15 protein-coding genes and 1 pseudogene are annotated in these 18,195 nt (G+C 72.8%); 5 read left to right on the plus strand and 11 right to left on the minus strand.

Translation table 11 applies throughout. The features are described 5' to 3' along the window. Positions 1–7 precede the first annotated feature (7 nt). Together KRR39_RS11150 and KRR39_RS11155 are read right to left on the minus strand one after the other, a co-directional pair. Positions 8–940: a carbamate kinase gene (locus KRR39_RS11150; RefSeq protein WP_216942071.1), complete on the minus strand. Its 933-nt coding sequence runs from the start codon at positions 938–940 to the stop codon at positions 8–10. Then, positions 937–1,659 (minus strand): SDR family oxidoreductase, encoded by a 723-nt coding sequence (locus tag KRR39_RS11155; RefSeq protein WP_216942072.1) that lies wholly within the window; start codon positions 1,657–1,659, stop codon positions 937–939. The genes KRR39_RS11150 and KRR39_RS11155 overlap by 4 nt, the downstream gene beginning before the upstream one ends. Positions 1,660–1,901: 242 nt before the next feature. On the opposite strand from KRR39_RS11155, the gene KRR39_RS11160 reads away from it, so the two are divergent. Continuing rightward, entirely contained in the window at positions 1,902–2,975 is a 1,074-nt protein-coding gene (locus tag KRR39_RS11160; RefSeq protein WP_216942073.1) for an SGNH/GDSL hydrolase family protein, read from the plus strand. Between the two features lie 21 nt (positions 2,976–2,996). On the opposite strand, the gene KRR39_RS11165 is transcribed toward KRR39_RS11160, so the two are convergent. From KRR39_RS11165 to KRR39_RS11200, 9 genes and pseudogenes are all read right to left on the minus strand, one after another. Further along, positions 2,997–4,916, minus strand: coding sequence for a hydantoinase B/oxoprolinase family protein (locus tag KRR39_RS11165; RefSeq protein WP_216942074.1), 1,920 nt, complete (start codon positions 4,914–4,916; stop codon positions 2,997–2,999). Next, positions 4,913–6,997, minus strand: coding sequence for a hydantoinase/oxoprolinase family protein (locus KRR39_RS11170; RefSeq protein ID WP_216942075.1), 2,085 nt, complete (start codon positions 6,995–6,997; stop codon positions 4,913–4,915). The genes KRR39_RS11165 and KRR39_RS11170 overlap by 4 nt, the downstream gene beginning before the upstream one ends. Further along, on the minus strand, positions 6,994–8,418 hold the full coding sequence (locus tag KRR39_RS11175; RefSeq protein WP_216942076.1) for an amidase: 1,425 nt from the start codon (positions 8,416–8,418) through the stop codon (positions 6,994–6,996). Before KRR39_RS11175 ends, KRR39_RS11170 begins: the two co-directional genes overlap by 4 nt. After that, a complete protein-coding gene (locus KRR39_RS11180) occupies positions 8,411–9,124 on the minus strand; it encodes an SRPBCC family protein (protein WP_216942077.1) in 714 nt (237 codons plus the stop codon). Before KRR39_RS11180 ends, KRR39_RS11175 begins: the two co-directional genes overlap by 8 nt. Continuing rightward, positions 9,121–11,508, minus strand: coding sequence for an aerobic carbon-monoxide dehydrogenase large subunit (cutA, locus tag KRR39_RS11185; RefSeq protein WP_216942078.1), 2,388 nt, complete (start codon positions 11,506–11,508; stop codon positions 9,121–9,123). The genes KRR39_RS11180 and cutA overlap by 4 nt, the downstream gene beginning before the upstream one ends. After that, the gene (locus KRR39_RS11190) at positions 11,505–12,029 is read right to left on the minus strand and encodes a (2Fe-2S)-binding protein (protein ID WP_216942079.1); all 525 of its coding nucleotides are present in this window, start codon (positions 12,027–12,029) and stop codon (positions 11,505–11,507) included. The genes cutA and KRR39_RS11190 overlap by 4 nt, the downstream gene beginning before the upstream one ends. After that, positions 12,026–12,400: an FAD binding domain-containing protein gene (locus tag KRR39_RS26520; RefSeq protein ID WP_436972055.1), complete on the minus strand. Its 375-nt coding sequence runs from the start codon at positions 12,398–12,400 to the stop codon at positions 12,026–12,028. Before KRR39_RS26520 ends, KRR39_RS11190 begins: the two co-directional genes overlap by 4 nt. Next, positions 12,374–12,844 (minus strand): annotated as a pseudogene (locus KRR39_RS26525) (FAD binding domain-containing protein); the annotation flags it as partial. The gene KRR39_RS26520 and the pseudogene KRR39_RS26525, both read right to left, overlap by 27 nt. A gap of 45 nt (positions 12,845–12,889) precedes the next feature. Beyond that, entirely contained in the window at positions 12,890–14,332 is a 1,443-nt protein-coding gene (locus tag KRR39_RS11200) for a uracil-xanthine permease family protein (RefSeq protein ID WP_216942080.1), read from the minus strand. Between the two features lie 270 nt (positions 14,333–14,602). On the opposite strand from KRR39_RS11200, the gene KRR39_RS11205 reads away from it, so the two are divergent. The 4 genes from KRR39_RS11205 to KRR39_RS11220 all read left to right on the plus strand — a co-directional run bounded on the left by KRR39_RS11205 (position 14,603) and on the right by KRR39_RS11220 (position 18,124). After that, on the plus strand, positions 14,603–15,319 hold the full coding sequence (locus KRR39_RS11205; RefSeq protein ID WP_216942081.1) for an ABC transporter permease: 717 nt from the start codon (positions 14,603–14,605) through the stop codon (positions 15,317–15,319). Between the two features lie 195 nt (positions 15,320–15,514). Further along, positions 15,515–16,270: an ABC transporter ATP-binding protein gene (locus KRR39_RS11210; protein ID WP_367303723.1), complete on the plus strand. Its 756-nt coding sequence runs from the start codon at positions 15,515–15,517 to the stop codon at positions 16,268–16,270. Continuing rightward, positions 16,267–17,067 (plus strand): ABC transporter permease, encoded by an 801-nt coding sequence (locus KRR39_RS11215; RefSeq protein ID WP_216942082.1) that lies wholly within the window; start codon positions 16,267–16,269, stop codon positions 17,065–17,067. The genes KRR39_RS11210 and KRR39_RS11215 overlap by 4 nt, the downstream gene beginning before the upstream one ends. Positions 17,068–17,119: 52 nt before the next feature. Then, the gene (locus KRR39_RS11220) at positions 17,120–18,124 is read left to right on the plus strand and encodes a glycine betaine ABC transporter substrate-binding protein (RefSeq protein WP_216942083.1); all 1,005 of its coding nucleotides are present in this window, start codon (positions 17,120–17,122) and stop codon (positions 18,122–18,124) included. Positions 18,125–18,195 lie beyond the last annotated feature (71 nt).

Below are 18,195 nucleotides of genomic sequence, written 5' to 3' on the forward strand. Positions count from 1 at the left end.
TCTCCTTCTAGGTGGGTACGACGACGGTGCCGGTCTCGCCGGCGACGGCGTCGAGGATGCGGTCCAGCGTGGTGATGACGGCGCGGGTGCCGCCCTGCTCGACGAAGCGGCAGACCGCCTCGACCTTGGGGCCCATGGACCCGCCGGCGAAGTGCCCCTCGGCGGCCAGCGCCCGCAGCCGGTGCACGGCGACGCGTCCGACCGGCTCCGCCTCGGGCGTGCCGAACCGCAGCACGGCGTGCGGCACGTCGGTCGCGACGACGAGCACGTCGACGTCCAGGGAGCGGGCGAGCAGCGCGGCCCCCAGGTCCTTGTCGATGACCGCCTCGACGCCGCGCAACCCGGACCCCTCACGGACCACCGGGATCCCACCGCCGCCGTTGGCGACCACGACGAACCCGGCCTCGACCAGCGCGTGCACCGCAGCGGCGTCCAGGATCTCGCGGGGCTCGGGCGAGGCGACGACCCGCCGCCAGCCCCGCTCGCCCCGGTCCTCCCAGGTCTCGCCGTGCTCGACCAGCACGGCGGCCTCGTCGGCGGGGAGGTAGCGCCCAATCGGCTTGCTGGGCCGGCGGAAGCCCGGGTCGTCCGGGTCGACGAGCGTCCGGGTGACGAGTGCCGCGCTCGGCCGCCGTACGCCCCGCTCGCGCAGCGCGTCGTCGAGGGCGTTCATCAGCACGAAGCCCAGCGTGGCCTGCGTCTGCGCGCCGCACCAGTCCAGCGGCACCGGGGGTACGACGGACGCGGCGATCTCGTTCTTCACCAGCAGGTTGCCGACCTGCGGGCCGTTGCCGTGGGTGACGACCACGTCGATGTCGCTGGCGACGAGCTCGGCCACGCTGCGCATGGCGACCTGGGCGGCGGCGATCTGCTCCTCGGGGCGTGCCCCGCCGTCGGGTCCGGTCATCGCGTTGCCGCCGAGGGCGAGCAGGACCCTCATCGTCCACCTGCCACGCGCAGCGTCGCGCCGGTCGCGTAGGGGCAGGCGTCCGACAGCAGCCAGGCGATCGCCGCGGCCACCTCCTCCGGCTCGCCGACCCGCCCGACGGGAACCGCGCCGGCGACGCGATCGGGACGGCCGGGGTCACCGGCCGCGGCGTGGATGCCGGTGCGCACGATGCCCGGCGCCACGCCGTTGACCCGGATGCCGCGGGCCGCGACCTCCTGGGCGAGCCCGACGGTCAGCGCGTCGACACCGGCCTTGGCTGCGGCGTAGTGGACGTACTCGTGCGGCGCCCCCAGGGTCGCGGCCGCCGAGGAGACGTTGACGATCGCGCCCCCGTCCGTCAGGTCCCGCACGGCTCGCCGCGCGACCAGGACCGCGCCGGTGAGGTTCACGTCGATGACCCGGCGGACCACCTCGACGGGGGTGTCGGCCAGGTCACCGAGGTGCAGCGTCGAGCCGGCGTTGTTGACCAGCCCGGTGACCCGGCCGACCCCGGCGGCGGCGTCGAACAGCGCGTCGACCTGGTCGGGGTCCGTCACGTCGGCCCGGACGACCTCCACGCCGACACCGTTCGCCCGGGCCGTCGCGGCGGTCGCCTCCGCGGCGTCCCGGTCGGCGGCGTAGGACAGCACCAGGTCGTGACCGTCGCGGGCTAGCCGCAGGGCCGTGGCCGCCCCGATCCCCCGGCCGCCCCCGGTGATCACGGTCAGCACCGGGGCCGGTCCACGTCGCCGCCGGTCGTCGCGGCCGCGAGGTCCGCGCGGCCCGGCAGGCCGTCGGTGCGCGGGCGGCGTACGACGAGGTCCATCGCGCGAGACTACGACGCGTCCCCCGGACGTGCACGCACATCCGCGCCGCGCGCACCACGCGCGGCACGCCGCGTCCGCCCCGCACGGCGCTCGTCCCGCATACTGGGGCCCGACAGAAGCATCCGGACCAGCTCGGGGGGACGCACGTGCTCAGACGCAAGGTGGCGATCGCCGCGTGGTCGGCGGCGCTGACGCTGGTCGCAGGGTCGGCCGCGCCCGCCACCGCCGCCCGGACGAGTGCACCGCACGACCTCTACGTCTACGGGCACTCCTGGACGACCGGCTACGCCCTGCCCGACCCGTCGCAGGCCTACCCCCACCTCGTCGCGGCGGACCTGGGCGAGACGCTGCACAACCGCGGCCGGAACGGCCCGATGGTGCACCAGGTGGCGGACTACCTCCTCGGCGTCGGCGACGGCACCGGCACCTGGCAGGCCGGCACGCCCGGCGACGTGCTGGTCCAGGCGGTCGCGAACACCGCCCGGGACCTCGGCGTGAACGCTCTCGCGCTGACCACCACCCGCAACGCGCTGCGCGTGATGGTCGCGACCTTCTCGGCGTCGCGCCGGATCGAGGACGACGACCCCAGCCACCACTACCGCGGGGTGTGGCACACCAATCGGCTGTCCCACGTCTCCGGCGGCGCCCTGCACACCACCACGCGCAACGACTCCTACGTGCAGTTCCGGGCCGTGGGCGGGGAGTACCTCGTCCTGCGCGGCGTCAGCGGGACCGGGATCACGGTGCGGCTCAGCGACCGCACGGCCGGCCACACGGTGACGCGGATCCGCACCGGGCACCAGGTGCACCCGTTGTACAGCCGCTCGGGGATCCCGCTGCTCTACCGGGTCCCGCGCACCATGGCACGGCACACGATCCGGCTCACCAAGGAGTCCGGCCGCGGCAGCCTCATGTTCGACACCCGGCTGCCGCAGGAGCGCGACCCGGACGAGGTGGTGCTGCTCAAGGAGCCGTACCTCCTCGACTACAGCCTCTCGACCGCTCACCCGCACGGCACCGACCACGTCCTCGACGTCTTCAACGCGGTCCTCGACCAGGTCGCCGCCGAGTTCCCGCACACGGTCGTGGTCGACCCCAACGCGCGCGGGTGGGACAAGCACACCATGCTGCTCACCGCCTCGACGCACCCCAACGAGGCCGGCAGCCGCTTCCTGGCCGACCTGATCGACCGGGCGCTGCGGGCCGCCCGCGCCGGCTGAGCGCGGCGTCCCGACGCACCCCTAGCCCACCCAGTCCACCTCGGCGCTGGTCGCCCCGGCGGCGAGGGTCGCGTAGCCCGGGCCGCGGTCGAAGAACGGCTGCGGGCCGCGACCGTCGCAGCGTGCCGCGCGCAGGGCGTCGCTGGCGGCCTCGTCGACGACCGGTGCCTGCGGCGGACCGCCGACGACCACGCCGTAGTCCTCCCGGGCACCCTCGACCGACACCTTGCCCCACAGCACGTCGCGGGCCACCTCGTCGTACGGCCGGTCCAGCGGGTCGCCCCAGCCGCCCCCGCCCGTCGTACGGATCCGGATGGTCTCGCCGGCCCGCACGGGCTCGGCGTCGGCCAGCGCGTCGACCACCCGCTCGTGCGGGCCGCCGGCTTCGATGGTCACCGAGAACGGCCGCCCGGCCCGGCCGCCCTTGACGCCCCAGCAGGACAGGATCGACCGGTCCGCGATGGACATGAAGTGCGCGTCGGCGAGCATCCGGATGTGCTTCTCGTAGCCCAGCCCGCCGCGGTGCCGGCCCGCGCCGCCGCTGTCGACGGCCAGCCCGAGCCGCTCGACGACGAACGGGAACCGCGACTCGGAGAACTCCGAGGGCAGGTTCCGGGAGTCCGGGACCACGTGGATGGTGTCCTCGCCGTCGGCGTAGTAGCGGCCGCCGGAGCCGCCGCCGAGCACCTCGCGCATGAGGTACGGCGCCCCGTCGAGGTCGTCGCCGTACACCCCCGTGTAGCGGATCGTCTCCTGGTCCGCCGGCATCCGGCCGTCGACCGCCTTGGCGACCACCCCGGCGAGCACGCCGAGCAGCCGCAGGATCACGAACGTGCGGGCGTTGGTGGGCGCCGGGAACACCGGGGTGAGCAGCGTGCCGGGCGGCGGGAACCGCATCTCGATCAGCGGCACGACGCCCTCGTTGACGTCCAGCTCGGCCATCCGCTCGGGGCTGTCCGCGAGGTTGCGCAGCACCGGCGCCAGCCACTTCTTGAGGAAGTTGCCGTCCGCGTAGTCGCCGCAGTGGTTGATCGGGCCCTTGGCCTGCGGGGCGGTGCCGTGGAAGTCCAGCACCAGCCGCTCGCCGCCCGGGTCGTCGGCGGCGGTGCGGGTCATCGTGATCCGCTGCGTGTGCAGCCGCGGCGCGTCCACGCCGTCGTGCTCGGCGTAGTCCTCCCAGACGTACTCCCCCACCGGGATCTTGGAGAGGATCTCGCGCCGGAACGTCTCGGTCGTCTTGTCCAGGATCGCGTCGAAGCAGGTCTCCACCGTGGCGGTGCCGTAGCGCGCGAACAGCTCGGCCATCCGGCGGGCGCCCATCAGGCAGGCCGAGCACTCGGCGTCCAGGTCGGCGGCCAGCGACTCGGGCATCCGCGAGTTGCGGGTCATGATCTTCAGCGCCGCCTCGTTGGGCACGCCGGCGTCCCACAGCCGGATCGGCGGCACCATCAGGCCCTCCTCGAAGACCGAGGTGGCGCTCGAGGGCATCGAGCCGGGTACGGCGCCGCCGATGTCGTCGTGGTGCCCGAACGCCTGCACGAACGCCACGACCACGCCGTCGTGGAACACCGGCGCCGTCACGCACAGGTCGGGCAGGTGCCCGATCCCGCCCTCGGAGAGGTAGACGTCGTTGTGGAAGAACACGTCGCCGGGCCTCATCGTGTCGATCGGGTAGTCCCGCACCACCGGGTGCACCAGCGCGGAGTACGAGCGGCCGGTGAGCTTGCGCAGCCGCCGGTCGTGGATCCCGGCCCGGTAGTCGTGGGCGTCGCGGATCATCGGGCTGCGCGACGTACGCCCGATGGCGGTCTCCACCTCCTGCTCGACGGAGGCGAGGTACCCCTCGACGATCTCCACGAGCACCGGGTCCGCCGCCCCCCTCCCCGAGTTGTCAGGCGGTGGGTCGGTCGGGGCCGCTTCAGCGCCTGACAACTCGGTCATGAGGTGCTCCTTCGGATCACGAGGTTGCCCCACCCGTCGACCCTCGCGGTGAAGCCCGGGTGCAGGGGCACGGTCGAGGAGAACTCCTCGAGCACGGCGGGCCCCTCCACGACGTCGCCGGCGCCGAGCCGGGCCCGGTCGTAGACGGTCGCCTCCACCCAGTCGTCGAAGAACACCGGCCGCGTCCCGGTCCTCGCCGCGCCCGCACCCGGGCCGGCGGCGACCTCGCGCAGCGACGGCTTGCGGATCGGGCCGACCCCGGTGACCCGCAGGTTCACCCACTCGACCTGCTGGCGCGGGTCGTCGCGGAAGTCGTAGCCGTAGAGCGCGCGGTGCTCGTCGTGGAACCGGTCCCCGACCGCGGCCACCAGCTCACCGGTCACCGGGCCGGCCGGGACGTCGACCCGCACCTCGTAGGCCTGCCCGAAGTAGCGCAGGTCCGCGGTGCGCACGAACACCCGCTCCGGCTCCGCGAACCCCTCGCGCGCCAGCGCCGCGTCGGCCCGGCCGCCCAGCGCGTCGTACACCCCCTGCACGTGGGCCACGTCGAGCGTGTCGGCGCGGACCACGGAGGTCTGCACGTAGTCGTTGCGTACGTCGACCGTGAGCAGGCCGTAGGCCGAGAGGTTGCCGGGGTTGAGCGGCACCAGCACGCCGTCGAGGCCGAGGATGTCGACCAGCCGGCAGGCGAGCAGCGAGCCCGAGCCGCCGAACGTGACCATCGTGAAGTCGCGGACGTCCAGGCCGCGCTTGACGGTGACCTGCCGCAGCGCGTTGGCCTGGTTCCACGCGGAGATCTCCAGCACGCCCGTCGCGCAGCGCTCGCGGGTGAGGTCGAGCCGCTTCGCCAGCGCGTCCATGCCGCCGGCGGCCAGGTCCACGTCGAGCGGCACCTCCCCGCCGAGCAGGTGCGGCGGGATGCGGCCGAGCAGCACGTGCGCGTCGGTGATCGTCGGCTCGGTGCCGCCGTGCCCGTAGCAGATCGGGCCCGGGTCGGCGCCCGCGCTCTGCGGCCCCACCTTGAGCGTGCCCTCCCGGGAGACCCAGGCGATCGAGCCGCCGCCGGCGCCGACGGTGACCACGTCGATCATCGGGATCTTGCTGGGGTAGGCGCCGATCGTGCCCTCGGTGGTGAGCGCCGGCCGGCCGTCGATCACGACGGTCACGTCGGTCGACGTACCCCCGCCGTCGCAGGTGACCACCTGCGGGAAGCCGGCCGCCTGCGCCACCACCGCCGCACCCAGCGCGCCCGCCGCCGGCCCGGACAGCACCGTGGTGATCGGCTGGTGCACGACCTCCTCGGCGGACAGCACGCCGCCGTTCGACTTCATCACGTAGAACGGGACCGCATGCCCGCCCCCGGGTCGGCCGCCGGACAGGTCGGCGAGGTGGCCGGCGATGTTGGCGACGTAGGAGCGGATGTTCGGCTTGACGGCGGCGTCCACCAGGGTGGTGACGGCGCGCTCGTACTCGCGGTACTCCCGCAGCACCTCGCTGCTGATCGACACGGTCGCGGCCGGGTGCTCGCGGGCCAGCACGTCGCGCATCGCGCGCTCGTGCGTGTCGTCGACGTACGAGTGCAGGAAGCACACGCCGATGCTGTCGATGCCGGCGTCGCGGAAGAACCGGGCCGCGGCGACGGCGGTCTCCTCGTCGAAGGGCCGGATCTCCTCGCCGGTGACCGACAGCCGGCCGCCGACGGTGCGGACCCGGTGGGCCGGCACGATCCGGTCGGGCTTCACCCAGAAGTAGGAGTTGCCGTAGCCGTCCGGGACCGACTGCCGGGCGATCTCCAGGAGGAACTCGTAGCCCTCGGTGGTGACGAACCCGAGGTTCTGCACCTTGCCCTCGAGCAGCTTGTTGGTCGCCACCGTGGTGCCGTGGCTGACCGCGGTCACCGCGCTCCCGTCGAGGCCGAGCTCGTCGAGGAGCTTGTGCACGCCGGTCATGAACCCCTCGGCCGGGTCGCTCGGCGTGGACGGCGTCTTGGTGACGACCAGCGCGCCGCTCTCCTCGTCGACCGCGACGACGTCGGTGAACGTGCCGCCGGTGTCGATCCCGATCCGGATCCGGCGGGTCACGGCGTCGCCCCGACCTGCGGGCGGCGCTCGCCGACGCGGGTGGCCTGCTCGAAGGCGTGCGCGATCTCCAGCAGCCGCCGCTCGCCGCGCACCGGCCCGACCAGCTGGAGGCCGACCGGCCAGCCCTCCGGGGTGAACCCGGCCGGGACGGAGATCGCCGGGCAGCCGGTGACGGTGATGAGGTACGCCGACCGCATCCAGTCCAGGTAGGTCGCCTGGGCCTCGCCGTTGATCTCGGAGGGGTACTCCAGGTCGGCGCTGAACGGCGGCACCTGGCTCACCGGGAGCGCCAGGACGTCGTACGTCTCGAAGAACGCGCGCATCCGGTCGTGGATCGAGGTGAGCTGCTGGTAGGCCCGGGCGACGTCGCCGCCGGTCAGGTCGGCGCCGAGCAGGATGTTGTCCTTGAGCGACTGCTTGAAGCCGTCGGGCCGCTTCTCCAGCAGGGTCCGGAACCGGGCCTGGAACAGCCACGCGCGCAGCGTCCGGAACGCCGCGTCGGCGCTGTGCAGCACCGGGTGCGCGTCCTCGACGGTGGCACCGGCGGCCTCGAGCACCTGCGCCTGCCGGCCGATCACGTCGGCGACCGAGTGGTCGACGGTGAACGCGCCGCCGAGGTCGATGGAGAGCGCGACGCGTACGCCGGTCAGGTCGCCGACCAGCGGGGGCGCGAACGCCGAGCCGGGCGACTCCAGCGACAGCGGGGCCCGGCGCGAGGGCCCGGCGATCACCGACAGCAGGAACGCGAGGTCCTCGACGCTGCGTGCCATCGGCCCGCCGACCGAGGTGAGCTCCCAGCCGTTGGTGGTCGGCCAGCCCGGGACCCGCCCGACGCTGGGGCGCAGGCCCACGACGTTGTTGAAGGAGGCGGGGTTGCGCAGCGAGCCGCCCATGTCGCTGCCGTCGGCGAGCGGCACCATCCCGCTGGCCAGGGCCGCCGCCGCACCGCCGCTCGAGCCGCCGGCGGACCGGGTCAGGTCGTAGGGGTTGCGGGTGGTGCCGAAGATCGGGTTGAAGGTGTGCGACCCGGCCGCCCACTCGGGCACGTTGGTGCGCCCGATCGGTACGACGCCGGCAGCCCGGATCCGCTCCACGAGAAGCTCGTCGCGCTTGGGCACGTAGTCGGCGCGCAACGGCGACCCGAACGTCGTGCGCCAGCCGGCCACCTCGTGGGTGTCCTTGAACGCGTGCGGCAGACCGTGGAGCGGCCCGACCTGCTCCCCGCGGGCGAGCCGCTCGTCGGCCTCCGCGGCACCGGTCCGGGCGCGCTCCTCGTCGAGCGACACGACCGCGTTGACCGCCGGGTTGACCTCGGCGATCCGGGCCAGGTGCAGCTCCATCAGCTCCCGGGCGGAGATCTCCTTGACGGCGGCCGCGGCCGCCATCGCCCGCGCGGAGGAGTACACGTCGAGGTCAGCCATGCCGGCGCCTCGAGATCCAGGCACCCACCACGGCCCCCGCGAGCGCGGCCGCCGCCCCGACCAGCACCCCCTGCGCGAACGCCCCGCCCGGCTGCGCCGTCACGACGTTCCCCTTCGGCGCCGTGTAGACGGTCCCGGCGGCGGGCGACGGCCGGGTCGACGGCGGGGCGGCGGTGGATGCGTCCGGCGGGAGGCGCGAAGCGCCGGATGGTCTCGCCGCCTCGTCGGCGGCGGCCACCCCGGCGGAGTCCGCGGCCGCGGCGCCAGCACCCGTCATGACGTTCTCCACGTTGCGGAAGAACTCCTCCGCCATCCGCTTCGACACCCCCACCAGCATCCGCTGGCCGACGCCGCCGATCATCCCGCCGACCACGGCGTCCGCGTCGTAGGTCACCGACGCCCCGCCGGCGGCGGACTCCTCCAGCGTGACGAGCACGTCGGCCCCGATCGTGCCCGCGGCCCCGGCGCCCTGCGCGTGCATCCGGAACGAGCCGGGCTGCTGCTGGTCGGTGAGCCGCACCTGTCCGTCGTACACACCCTTGATCGAGCCCACCCCGGCCGCGACCGTCAGCGTGTAGGCATCGTCGCCGAGCGCCTCGAGCCGCTGGCAGCCGGGGATGCAGCGCACCAGCACGGCCGGGTCGTTCAGGGCCTGCCAGACGACCTCGGGGTCGGCGGCGAACTGGGCGTTGCCGATGATCTTCATGCGTCCTCCCGTGCTTGTCGAAGCGCGTGCAGCTCGCTGGGCGAGATCGGCATCCGGGTGATCGTGATGCCCTCGGCGTCCTCGATGGCCGCGGCGATGGCGGCCGACCCGGGGATCACGCCGGCCTCGCCGGCACCCTTGACGCCCAGCGGGTTCAGCGGCGACGGCGTGACGAGGTGGTCGATCTCGATGTCGGGCACCTCCGAGGCGTAGGGCATCAGGAAGTCCATGAACGAGGCGTTCAGCAGCTGCCCGTCGGGGGCGTACTCCATCCGCTCGTAGAGCGCCCCGCCGACGCCCTGGGCGACGCCGCCGTGGATCTGGCCCTCGACGATCATCGGGTTGATCAGGGTGCCGCAGTCGTGGACCACGCAGTAGCGCAGGATCCGGGTCTCCGCGGTCTCCGGGTCGGTCTCCACGACGACCGCGTGCATGCCGTTGGCGAAGGTCGAGCGGGGCGGAGAGTAGTAGTCGGTGCCCTCCAGCCCCGGGGACTCCCCCGGCCCCACCGGCGGCCGCGACGGGTCCGCGGGCGCCGCGAACTGGGTGGCCCGGGCGGACGCCTCGTCGAAGGCGTAGCGCAGCGGGTTGGACAGCACCGCGACGGTGCCGAGGTCGATCTGGGAGAGCCCGCCGGCACCGGCGCCCCTGACCCGCACCACGCCGTCGACGATCTCCAGGTCCTCGGGGTTCGCCTCCAGCGCCTGGGCCGCGATCGCCAGCGCCTTGGCGCGCACCCCGCGCGCGGTGACCGCCACGGCGCTCCCGCTCATCACCGCGGTGCGCGAGGCGAACGTGCCCACGGCGTACTTGAACCGCCGGGTGTCGCCGGTGGTCACCGTGATCGAGCCGAACGGCACCCCGAGCTCGTCGGCGACGATCTGCGCGAGCATCGTCTGGTGCCCCTGGCCCTGCGAGGTCAGGCCGGTGGAGACCACCACGCTGCCGTCGGTCTCGACCCGGATGTGCCCGCCCTCGTAGGGGCCGACACCGGTGCCCTCGACGTAGCACGCGATCCCGATCCCGACCCGCCGGCCCTCGGCCCGCGCCCGCTCGCGGTACGCCGGGAAGCCGTCCCAGTCGACGAGCTCCTTGAGCCTGGCCAGCGAGGCCGGGAAGTCGCCCGAGTCGTAGATCAGCGGCCGGCCGTCCTGGAACACCAGGCCCTGGTCGTAGGGCATCTCCGTGGGCAGGATGAAGTTCCGCTCGCGTACGACGGTCCGGTCGAGGCCGAGGTCCGCGGCGATCGCGTCCATCACGCGCTCCATCACGAAGCAGCCCTGCGGACGTCCGGCACCGCGGTACGGCGTCACGATCACGGTGTTGGTGTAGAGCGAGCGGAACTCGACGCGGTAGGGGCCGGTCCGGTAGGGCCCCAGCAGCTGGGTGCTGGTGATGATCGGCACGATCAGGCCGTAGGGGATGTAGGCCCCGTGGTCGTGCCAGAACTCCACCGAGAGCCCGCGCAGCCGCCCGTCGTCGTCGTACCCGACCCGCACGTGGTGCAGCTGCCCGCGCTCGTGGGCGCTGGAGGTGAAGTGCTCGCGCCGGTCCTCGGTCCACTTGACCGGGCGTCCGAGCCGCCGCGCGGCCCACGGCACGAGCACCTCCTCGGGCCACGGGTGCACGATCTTGACCCCGAACCCACCGCCGACGTCGGGCGTCACCACCTCGACCCGGTCGACCGGCAGGCCGAGCTTGGCCGCGATCGCCTGCCGCACGCTGGTCGAGGTCTGCGTCGAGGTGTGCACCAGCAGGGACTGGTCGTCCTCGTCCCAGCGCGCCAGGACCCCCTTGCCCTCCAGGGGCATCGACGCGCTGCGCTCGATCGCGAGGTCCAGCTCCAGCCGGTGCGGCGCCGCGTCGATCGCGGCCTCCGCGTCCCCGGTCTGCTGCACCATCAGCGCCGCGACGTTGCCGGGCACGTCGTCGTGCACCAGGTGCTCGGCCGCGCGGGCCGCCTCGACACCGACCACCGCCGGCAGGTGCTCGTAGTCCACCCGGATCCGGTCCGCGACGTCCTCGGCGACGTACCGGTTCGTCGCCACCACCATCACGATCGCCTCGCCGACGTGGTTCACCTCGTCGTGCGCCAGGGCGTACTGCGTCCGGCCGTGCGTCAGCGTCGGGTGCGGGATCAGCAGCGGCAGCCGCTCGCCGGTGCGGCCGTCCAGGTCCTCGTAGGTGAAGATCGCCACCAGCCCCTCGACGTCGAGAGCGCCGCTCACGTCGATGTCCAGGATCCGCGCGTGCGCGTGCGGGCTGCGCACGAACGCCGCCTCGAGCGCGTCGTGCCCCAGGTCGTCGAGGAACCGCCCGTTCCCGGTGACCAGCCGGGCGTCCTCCACCCGCGGCACCCGCTCGCCGAACATCTTCGTCGTCACGCCTGCGTCGCCTTGGTCGGGGTCGCGTCACCGGCCGGGCTCCCCGCGAGCAGCTCCGCCGCGCGACCGACCGCGGCGACGATGTTGACGTACCCCGTGCAGCGGCAGAGATTGCCGGAGATCGCCTCGCGGGCCTCGGCGGGGGTGGGGTCGGGGTGGGTCTGCAGGAACGCCGCGACGGTGGTCACGAAGCCGGGCGTGCAGAAGCCGCACTGCAGGGCGTGGCACTCGTGGAACGCCTGCTGCACCGGCCCCATGCCGCCGTCGGCCGAGCGCAGACCCTCGGTGGTGGTGATCGCCGCGCCGTCCAGCGACACCGCGAACAGCAGGCAGGACCGCACCGGGGCACCGTCGACCAGGACGGTGCAGGCGCCGCAGACGCCGTGCTCGCAGCCGACGTGGGTGCCGGTCAGCCGCAGGTCGTGGCGCAGGGCGTCGGAGAGCAGCCGGCGCGGCGGCACGTCGAGGTCGTACGGCGCCCCGTTGACGGTGAACGACACGCGCACCACGTCGTCGCTCATGCCGCGCCCACCTCCGCCCGCGCCTCGCGCACCGCTCGCGCCACCAGCACGTGCGCGAGGTGGCGACGGTAGTCGGCGCTGGCGTGGATGTCGCCCTCCGGATCGATCGTGTCGTCGACCAGGACGCGCGCGGCGTCCGGGTCGAGGGCGGAACCGTCGTAGGCGGCAGAGAGGTCGACCAGCACCGGCCCGTCCCCCATGCTCACCAGCGCCACCCGGACCGTGTCCGGGCCGACGACGGCACCCACGCCGCAGACGGCGTAGTCCCCCTGCCGGCGGGCCACCTCGACGAACGCCGATCCGCTGCCCGGCGGGGGCCGCCGGAACGTCGCGGAGACGGCCAGCTCGCCGGCCCGCGCGGCGCACTCCATCGGCCCGGTGAAGAACGCCGCCGCCGGGACCTCGCGGGACCTCTCGACGCTGCGCAGCGTCACCGACCCGTCCAGCAGGAGCAGCACCGCGGGCATCTCGGCGGCCGGGTCGGCGTGCACCAGGCTGCCGACGGTCGTGCCCCGGTTGCGGATCGTCGGGTGCGCCACCTGGCGCAGCGCCCGGCGCAGCAGCGGCACGGCGTCGTACGCCGCGGCGTCGTGCTCCACCCGGCTGTGCCGCGCCAGCGCCCCCACGTGCACGGCGTCGGCGTCCACCCGCACGCCGTCCAGGCCCGGCACGTGGTTGACGTCGACGAGGTGCTCGGGCGCCGAGAGCCGCATCGACATCAGCGGCACCAGGCTCTGCCCGCCCGCGAGCACCTTGCCGCGCTCCCCCAGCCCGGCGAGCACGTCGAGGGCCTCGTCCAGGCTGCGCGGCCGGTGGTAGGTGAACGGCGAGGGCTTCCACGGGGCGAGACTATGCCCGGATCACGCCCGGTGGGCCCCGTCGCCGGGCTCCGGTGAGGCGGGCTCGTCCTGGTGCAGGCCGGTCCGCCCGACCGCCATCATCGCGCCGTCGTCCCGCAGCTCCGGCTGGGCGACGGCCCGCGCCAGGTGGTAGCCGACCAGCGTCACGATGGTGCCGAACGCGATGCCGGACAGCGAGAAGTTGTCGGTGATCACCAGCGAGGTGTTGCCGATCGCGATGATGATGCCGGCGGCGACGGGCACCAGGTTGACGGGGTTGGCGAAGTCGACCCCGTTCTCCTTCCAGATCTTGGCGCCGAGCAGGCCGATCATGCCGTAGAGCACGACGGTGATGCCGCCGAGCACCCCGCCCGGGGTGGCCGACACGATCGCCCCGAACTTCGGGCAGAGGCCGAACAGGATCGCGACGACCGCGGCCACGTAGTAGGCGGCCGTGGAGTACACCCGGGTCGCCGCCATCACGCCGATGTTCTCGGCGTACGTCGTGGTCGGCGAGCCACCGACGGCCGACGCGAGGATGGTGCCGAAGCCGTCGGCGGCGATCGCCCGGCCCATGACCGGGTCGAGGTCGCGGTCGGTCATCTCCGCGACGGCCTTGACGTGACCAGTGTTCTCCGCGATCAGAGCGATCACGGCCGGCAGCACGAGCAGCGCGAAGGTGACGCTGAAGGACGGCGCGTGCCACCCGGTGACGCCGTGGGCCAGGTCGCTGTGCGGCGGGAAGCCGACCCAGTCGGCCGCCTTCACGCCCGCCCAGCTCAGCCGGTCGTGGGTGTCGACCTTGCCGGTGCCCGCGTTGTAGGCGGTGATCGGGCCGAACACCGTGTCGAACAGCCAGGACACGAGGTAGCCGAAGACCAGCCCGAGGAAGATCGCGATCCGGCTCATGAACCCGCGCAGGCCCACCGCCATCAGGATCACGACGGTCATCGTGAGCAGCGCGACCCACTGGTCCTGGGGCCAGTAGATGTCGGCCACCACCGGCGCGAGGTTGAAGCCGATCAGCATCACCACCGCACCGGTGACCACCGGCGGCAGCAGGCGGTGCAGCACCCCGGAGCCCAGGAAGTGGATCAGCACGCCGACCAGCAGCAGCACGACGCCGGCGACCAGGATCGCGCCCGTCACGTCGGCGGAGTCCCCGCCCTGGGCCCGGATCGCCGCCACGCCGCCGACGAAGGAGGCCGAGGTGCCCAGGTAGCTGGGCACCTTGCCCTGCACGATGAGCAGGAACGCGATCGTCGCGATGCCGCTCATCATGATCGCGAGCTGCGGGTTCAGCCCCATGATCAGCGGGAAGACGAAGGTGGCGCCGAACATCGCGACCACGTGCTGGGCCCCGAGGCCGACCGTCCGGCCCCACGAGAGCCGTTCGTCGGGAGCCACGGCCGCGCCCGGAGGCGGGGTCTTGCCGTCGTAGACGAGTTTCCAACCAAGAGCCATGTCGGGCCTCCCAGCTCGGGCACCGCTCCGCCGACCGGTGCGACCAGTGCGACCCACGACGTGGACCGCGGACCCCCGAGGAGTCGGGTGACACTGTGCACCAACTGTCCCGCGCACGGTGGGAAGCGCGCCACACCCGGCGGGGCCCCTCGCAGGTCACGAAACGGCCCAGAAATCGGTCGGGGGATGAAATATGGGGTGAACCGGCGGTGATCAGTTACTGTCACAGCCGACGACAACCGTTGAAACCACCGGGATTGGGGTGTCAACGTGAACGGTCTGCCGTTCTCCGAGTACCTGTCCGAGTACAGCTCCGAGATCATCCTCCGCACCCAGCAGCACGCGCTCCTCTCCTTCTACTGCATCGCTGCCGCCACGGTCCTTGGCCTGCTCGTGGCCGTGGCCACCTACCGCTCGCCGCTGGCCGCGAACTTCAGCATCGCCACCGCCGCGGTCTTCTTCACGCTGCCCTCGGTGGCGCTGTTCGGGTTCCTGGTCTCGGTCGTCGGCTACGGCCTGGTCTCGGTCTTCCCGGTCGTCGTGGGGTACGCGATGCTGCCGATCATCCGCAACGGCATCGTCGGCCTGCAGTCCGCGGACCCCGCGGTGATCGACGCCGCCCGGGGCATGGGCGTGGGGTCGTTCCGGATGCTGTGGCAGGTGCGGATGCCGATCGCCTGGCCGGTGCTGCTGGCCGGCATCCGGGTCTCCGCCCAGCTCACCGTCGGCGTCGTCGCGATCGCCGCCTTCGTCGTGAAGCTCGGGCTCGGGCAGTACGGCTACTCCGCGCTGGACAACCTCGGCTCGGTGAACACCAAGAACCAGGCGCTCGTCTGCGTCCTGTTCGTCATCCTCGTCGCCCTGCTCTTCGACGCGATCTTCGTCGTCGTACGCCGATTCACCACCCCGAGGGGGGAGCCGTGCCTGACACCGCCACCACCGACACCCATCCGCAGCGCGGCGTGCCGATCGTCCTCACGGACCTGACCAAGCACTACCCCCACCAGCCCAAGCCGGCCGTCGACGCGGTCAACCTGGAGATCGCCGCCGGTGAGCTCGTCGTGTTCGTCGGCCCCTCGGGCTGCGGCAAGACCACCACCATGCGGATGATCAACCGGCTCATCGAGCCGACGTCGGGGACGATCACCATCGGGGGGCGAGGACGTCACCGGACTCGACGACGTGCAGCTGCGCCGCAAGATCGGCTACGTCATCCAGCAGGTCGGCCTGATCCCGCACCTGTCGATCGCGCAGAACGTCGCGCTGGTCCCCAAGCTGCTGAAGTGGGACAAGCAGCGGATCAAGGACCGGGTCGACGAGATGCTGACCGTGGTCGGGCTCGACCCGGGCGAGTACCGCGGCCGGTACCCCCGTCAGCTCTCCGGCGGGCAGCAGCAGCGGGTCGGCGTCGCCCGCGCGCTGGCCGCGGACCCGCCGATCATGCTGATGGACGAGCCGTTCGGCGCCGTCGACCCGATCACCCGCTCGCGCCTGCAGGACGAGTTCCTCTCCCTGCAGCAGACGCTGCGCAAGACGATCGTGTTCGTCACCCACGACTTCGACGAGGCACTCAAGCTCGGCGACCGGATCGCGGTGCTGCGTGAGGGCTCGCACATCGCGCAGTACGACACCCCGGAGCGGATCCTCGCCGCCCCGGCCGACGACTTCGTCGAGGGCTTCATCGGCGCCGGCGCGGCGCTCAAGCGGCTGCACTTCGAGCGGGTCGACTCCCTGGACCTGGGCGGCGAGCCGGACGTCCGCCCGTCCCACGACACCGTGGACGTGTCCTCCAGCCTGCACGCGGCCCTCGACCTGATGGTCGGCAAGGGCCTGGGCTCTCTGACCGTCGCCCGCGACGGCCGGCCGGTCGGCGCGGTGCGGATCGAGGACATCCTGAGCCGGGTGCACTCGGCCGGCGACCAGGTCGGTGCCGGGTGAGCGTGGACACCGCGCCCCCCGTGGAGGCGGTGGACACCGGGGCGGCGCTCGGCGCCCCGGTCACGCACGGCAAGCCGATCCTCTCCCCGCGCGACCTGGTGATCCCGGTGATGGTCGTGCTGATCAGCATCGCGCTCTACCTCAACGTCCACCGGCAGCCGCTCGACAGCATCGAGGCCAACGTCCTCAGCTTCGACTCGCTGAGCCGGGCGACCGCCAAGCACGTCCGGCTGAGCTTCACGATCGCGCTGCTCGTGGTGCTGGTCGCCGTCCCGCTCGGGGTGCTGGTCACCCGGCCGCGGACCCGGCGGCTGGCTCCCCTGGTGCTCGCCTTCGGCAACGTCGGTCAGGCGGCCCCGAGCCTCGGCCTGCTCGCGCTGGTCGGCTACTACTTCATCGGCTTCTGGTCGGTCACCCTCATCCTCACCGCGTACGCCGCCCTGTCGGTGCTGCGCAACACGATCGTCGGGCTCGACGGCGTCGACCGCGGGGTGATGGACGCCGCGCGCGGCATGGGCATGTCGCCGACCGCGATCCTGCTCCGCGTCGAGCTGCCGACCGCCGTACCCGTGATCGGGGCGGGCGTGCGCACCGCGCTGGTGCTCGCCGTCGGCACCGTCCCGCTCGGCTACGCGCTCGACGCCGGGGGCCTCGGCCTCCCGCTGTTCAGCGCGATCAAGACCAACCGGCCTCTCGTGACCCTCACCGTCGCGGTGATGATCGCCCTGCTCGCCCTGCTGCTCGACTGGCTCGGCGGCATCCTGCAGCGCGCCGCGACCCCGCGGGGCATCCGGTGACGCCCGCACCTCCACCCGCACACCCGACGCACGCCCACCCAAAGGGGATCTGATGACCATGCACACGAACCTGCGAGGCAAGTGGGTCGCCGGAGCGGCCGCCACCGGCCTCGCCGCACTCGCGCTGAGCGGCTGCGGCAGCCTGAGCGAGTCCTCCTCGTCGTCCTCGGCGGCCGGCGGCGGCCCCTGCGAAGGCGTCGAGGCCGGCTCGGTCGACACGAAGGCGCTGGACGGCGTCACCGTCAAGGTCGGCTCGAAGGAGTTCGACGAGCAGCTGGTGCTCGGCCAGCTCACGATCAAGATGATGTGCGCCGCGGGCGCCACGGTGAAGGACGAGACCAACACCAAGGGCAGCACGCAGACCCGCAAGAAGCTCATCGACGGCGTCAGCGACGTCGTGTGGGAGTACACCGGCACCGGCTGGATCAACTACCTCGGCCACACCAAGCCGATCAGCGACCCGCAGGCGCAGTACGACGCGGTGAAGAAGGAGGACCTCGCCAAGAACAAGCTGGTGTGGGGCCCGCTCGCGCCGTTCAACAACACCTACGCGTTCGCCGTCACCGACGAGTTCGGCAAGAAGCACAACCTCGAGACGCACTCGGACATGGCCGCCTACATCAAGGCCAACCCGGACTCGACGGTCTGCGTCGAGTCCGAGTTCGCGGCCCGCCCCGACGGGTACCCCGGCTTCAAGAAGACCTACGGGATCACCGGCGGCAAGCTGAAGAGCCTCGGCACCGGCGTCGTCTACACCCAGCTGGACAAGGGCAACTGCGACTTCGGCGAAATCTTCACGACCGACGGCCGGCTGGCCGCGCTGGGCCTGCAGATCCTCGACGACGACAAGGGCTACTTCCCGCTCTACAACGGCGTCACGGTGACCCGGGCCGACTTCGACAAGGCGCACCCGGAGATGCTCGAGGTGCTCAAGCCCCTGGCCGACGTGCTCGACACCGAGACGATGACCCAGCTGAACAAGAAGATCAGCTCCGACGGGCTCCCGGCCGACAAGATCGCCGAGGACTACCTCACGGAGAAGGGCTTCCTCAAGTAGCACCCCGAGAACCTCCACGAGGCCCGCGTGCGCTCTGCACGCGGGCCTCGTCGGCGGTCTAGGGTCGGGCC

Source organism: Nocardioides panacis, from assembly GCF_019039255.1.
In the GTDB taxonomy this organism is placed as follows: domain Bacteria; phylum Actinomycetota; class Actinomycetes; order Propionibacteriales; family Nocardioidaceae; genus Nocardioides_B; species Nocardioides_B panacis.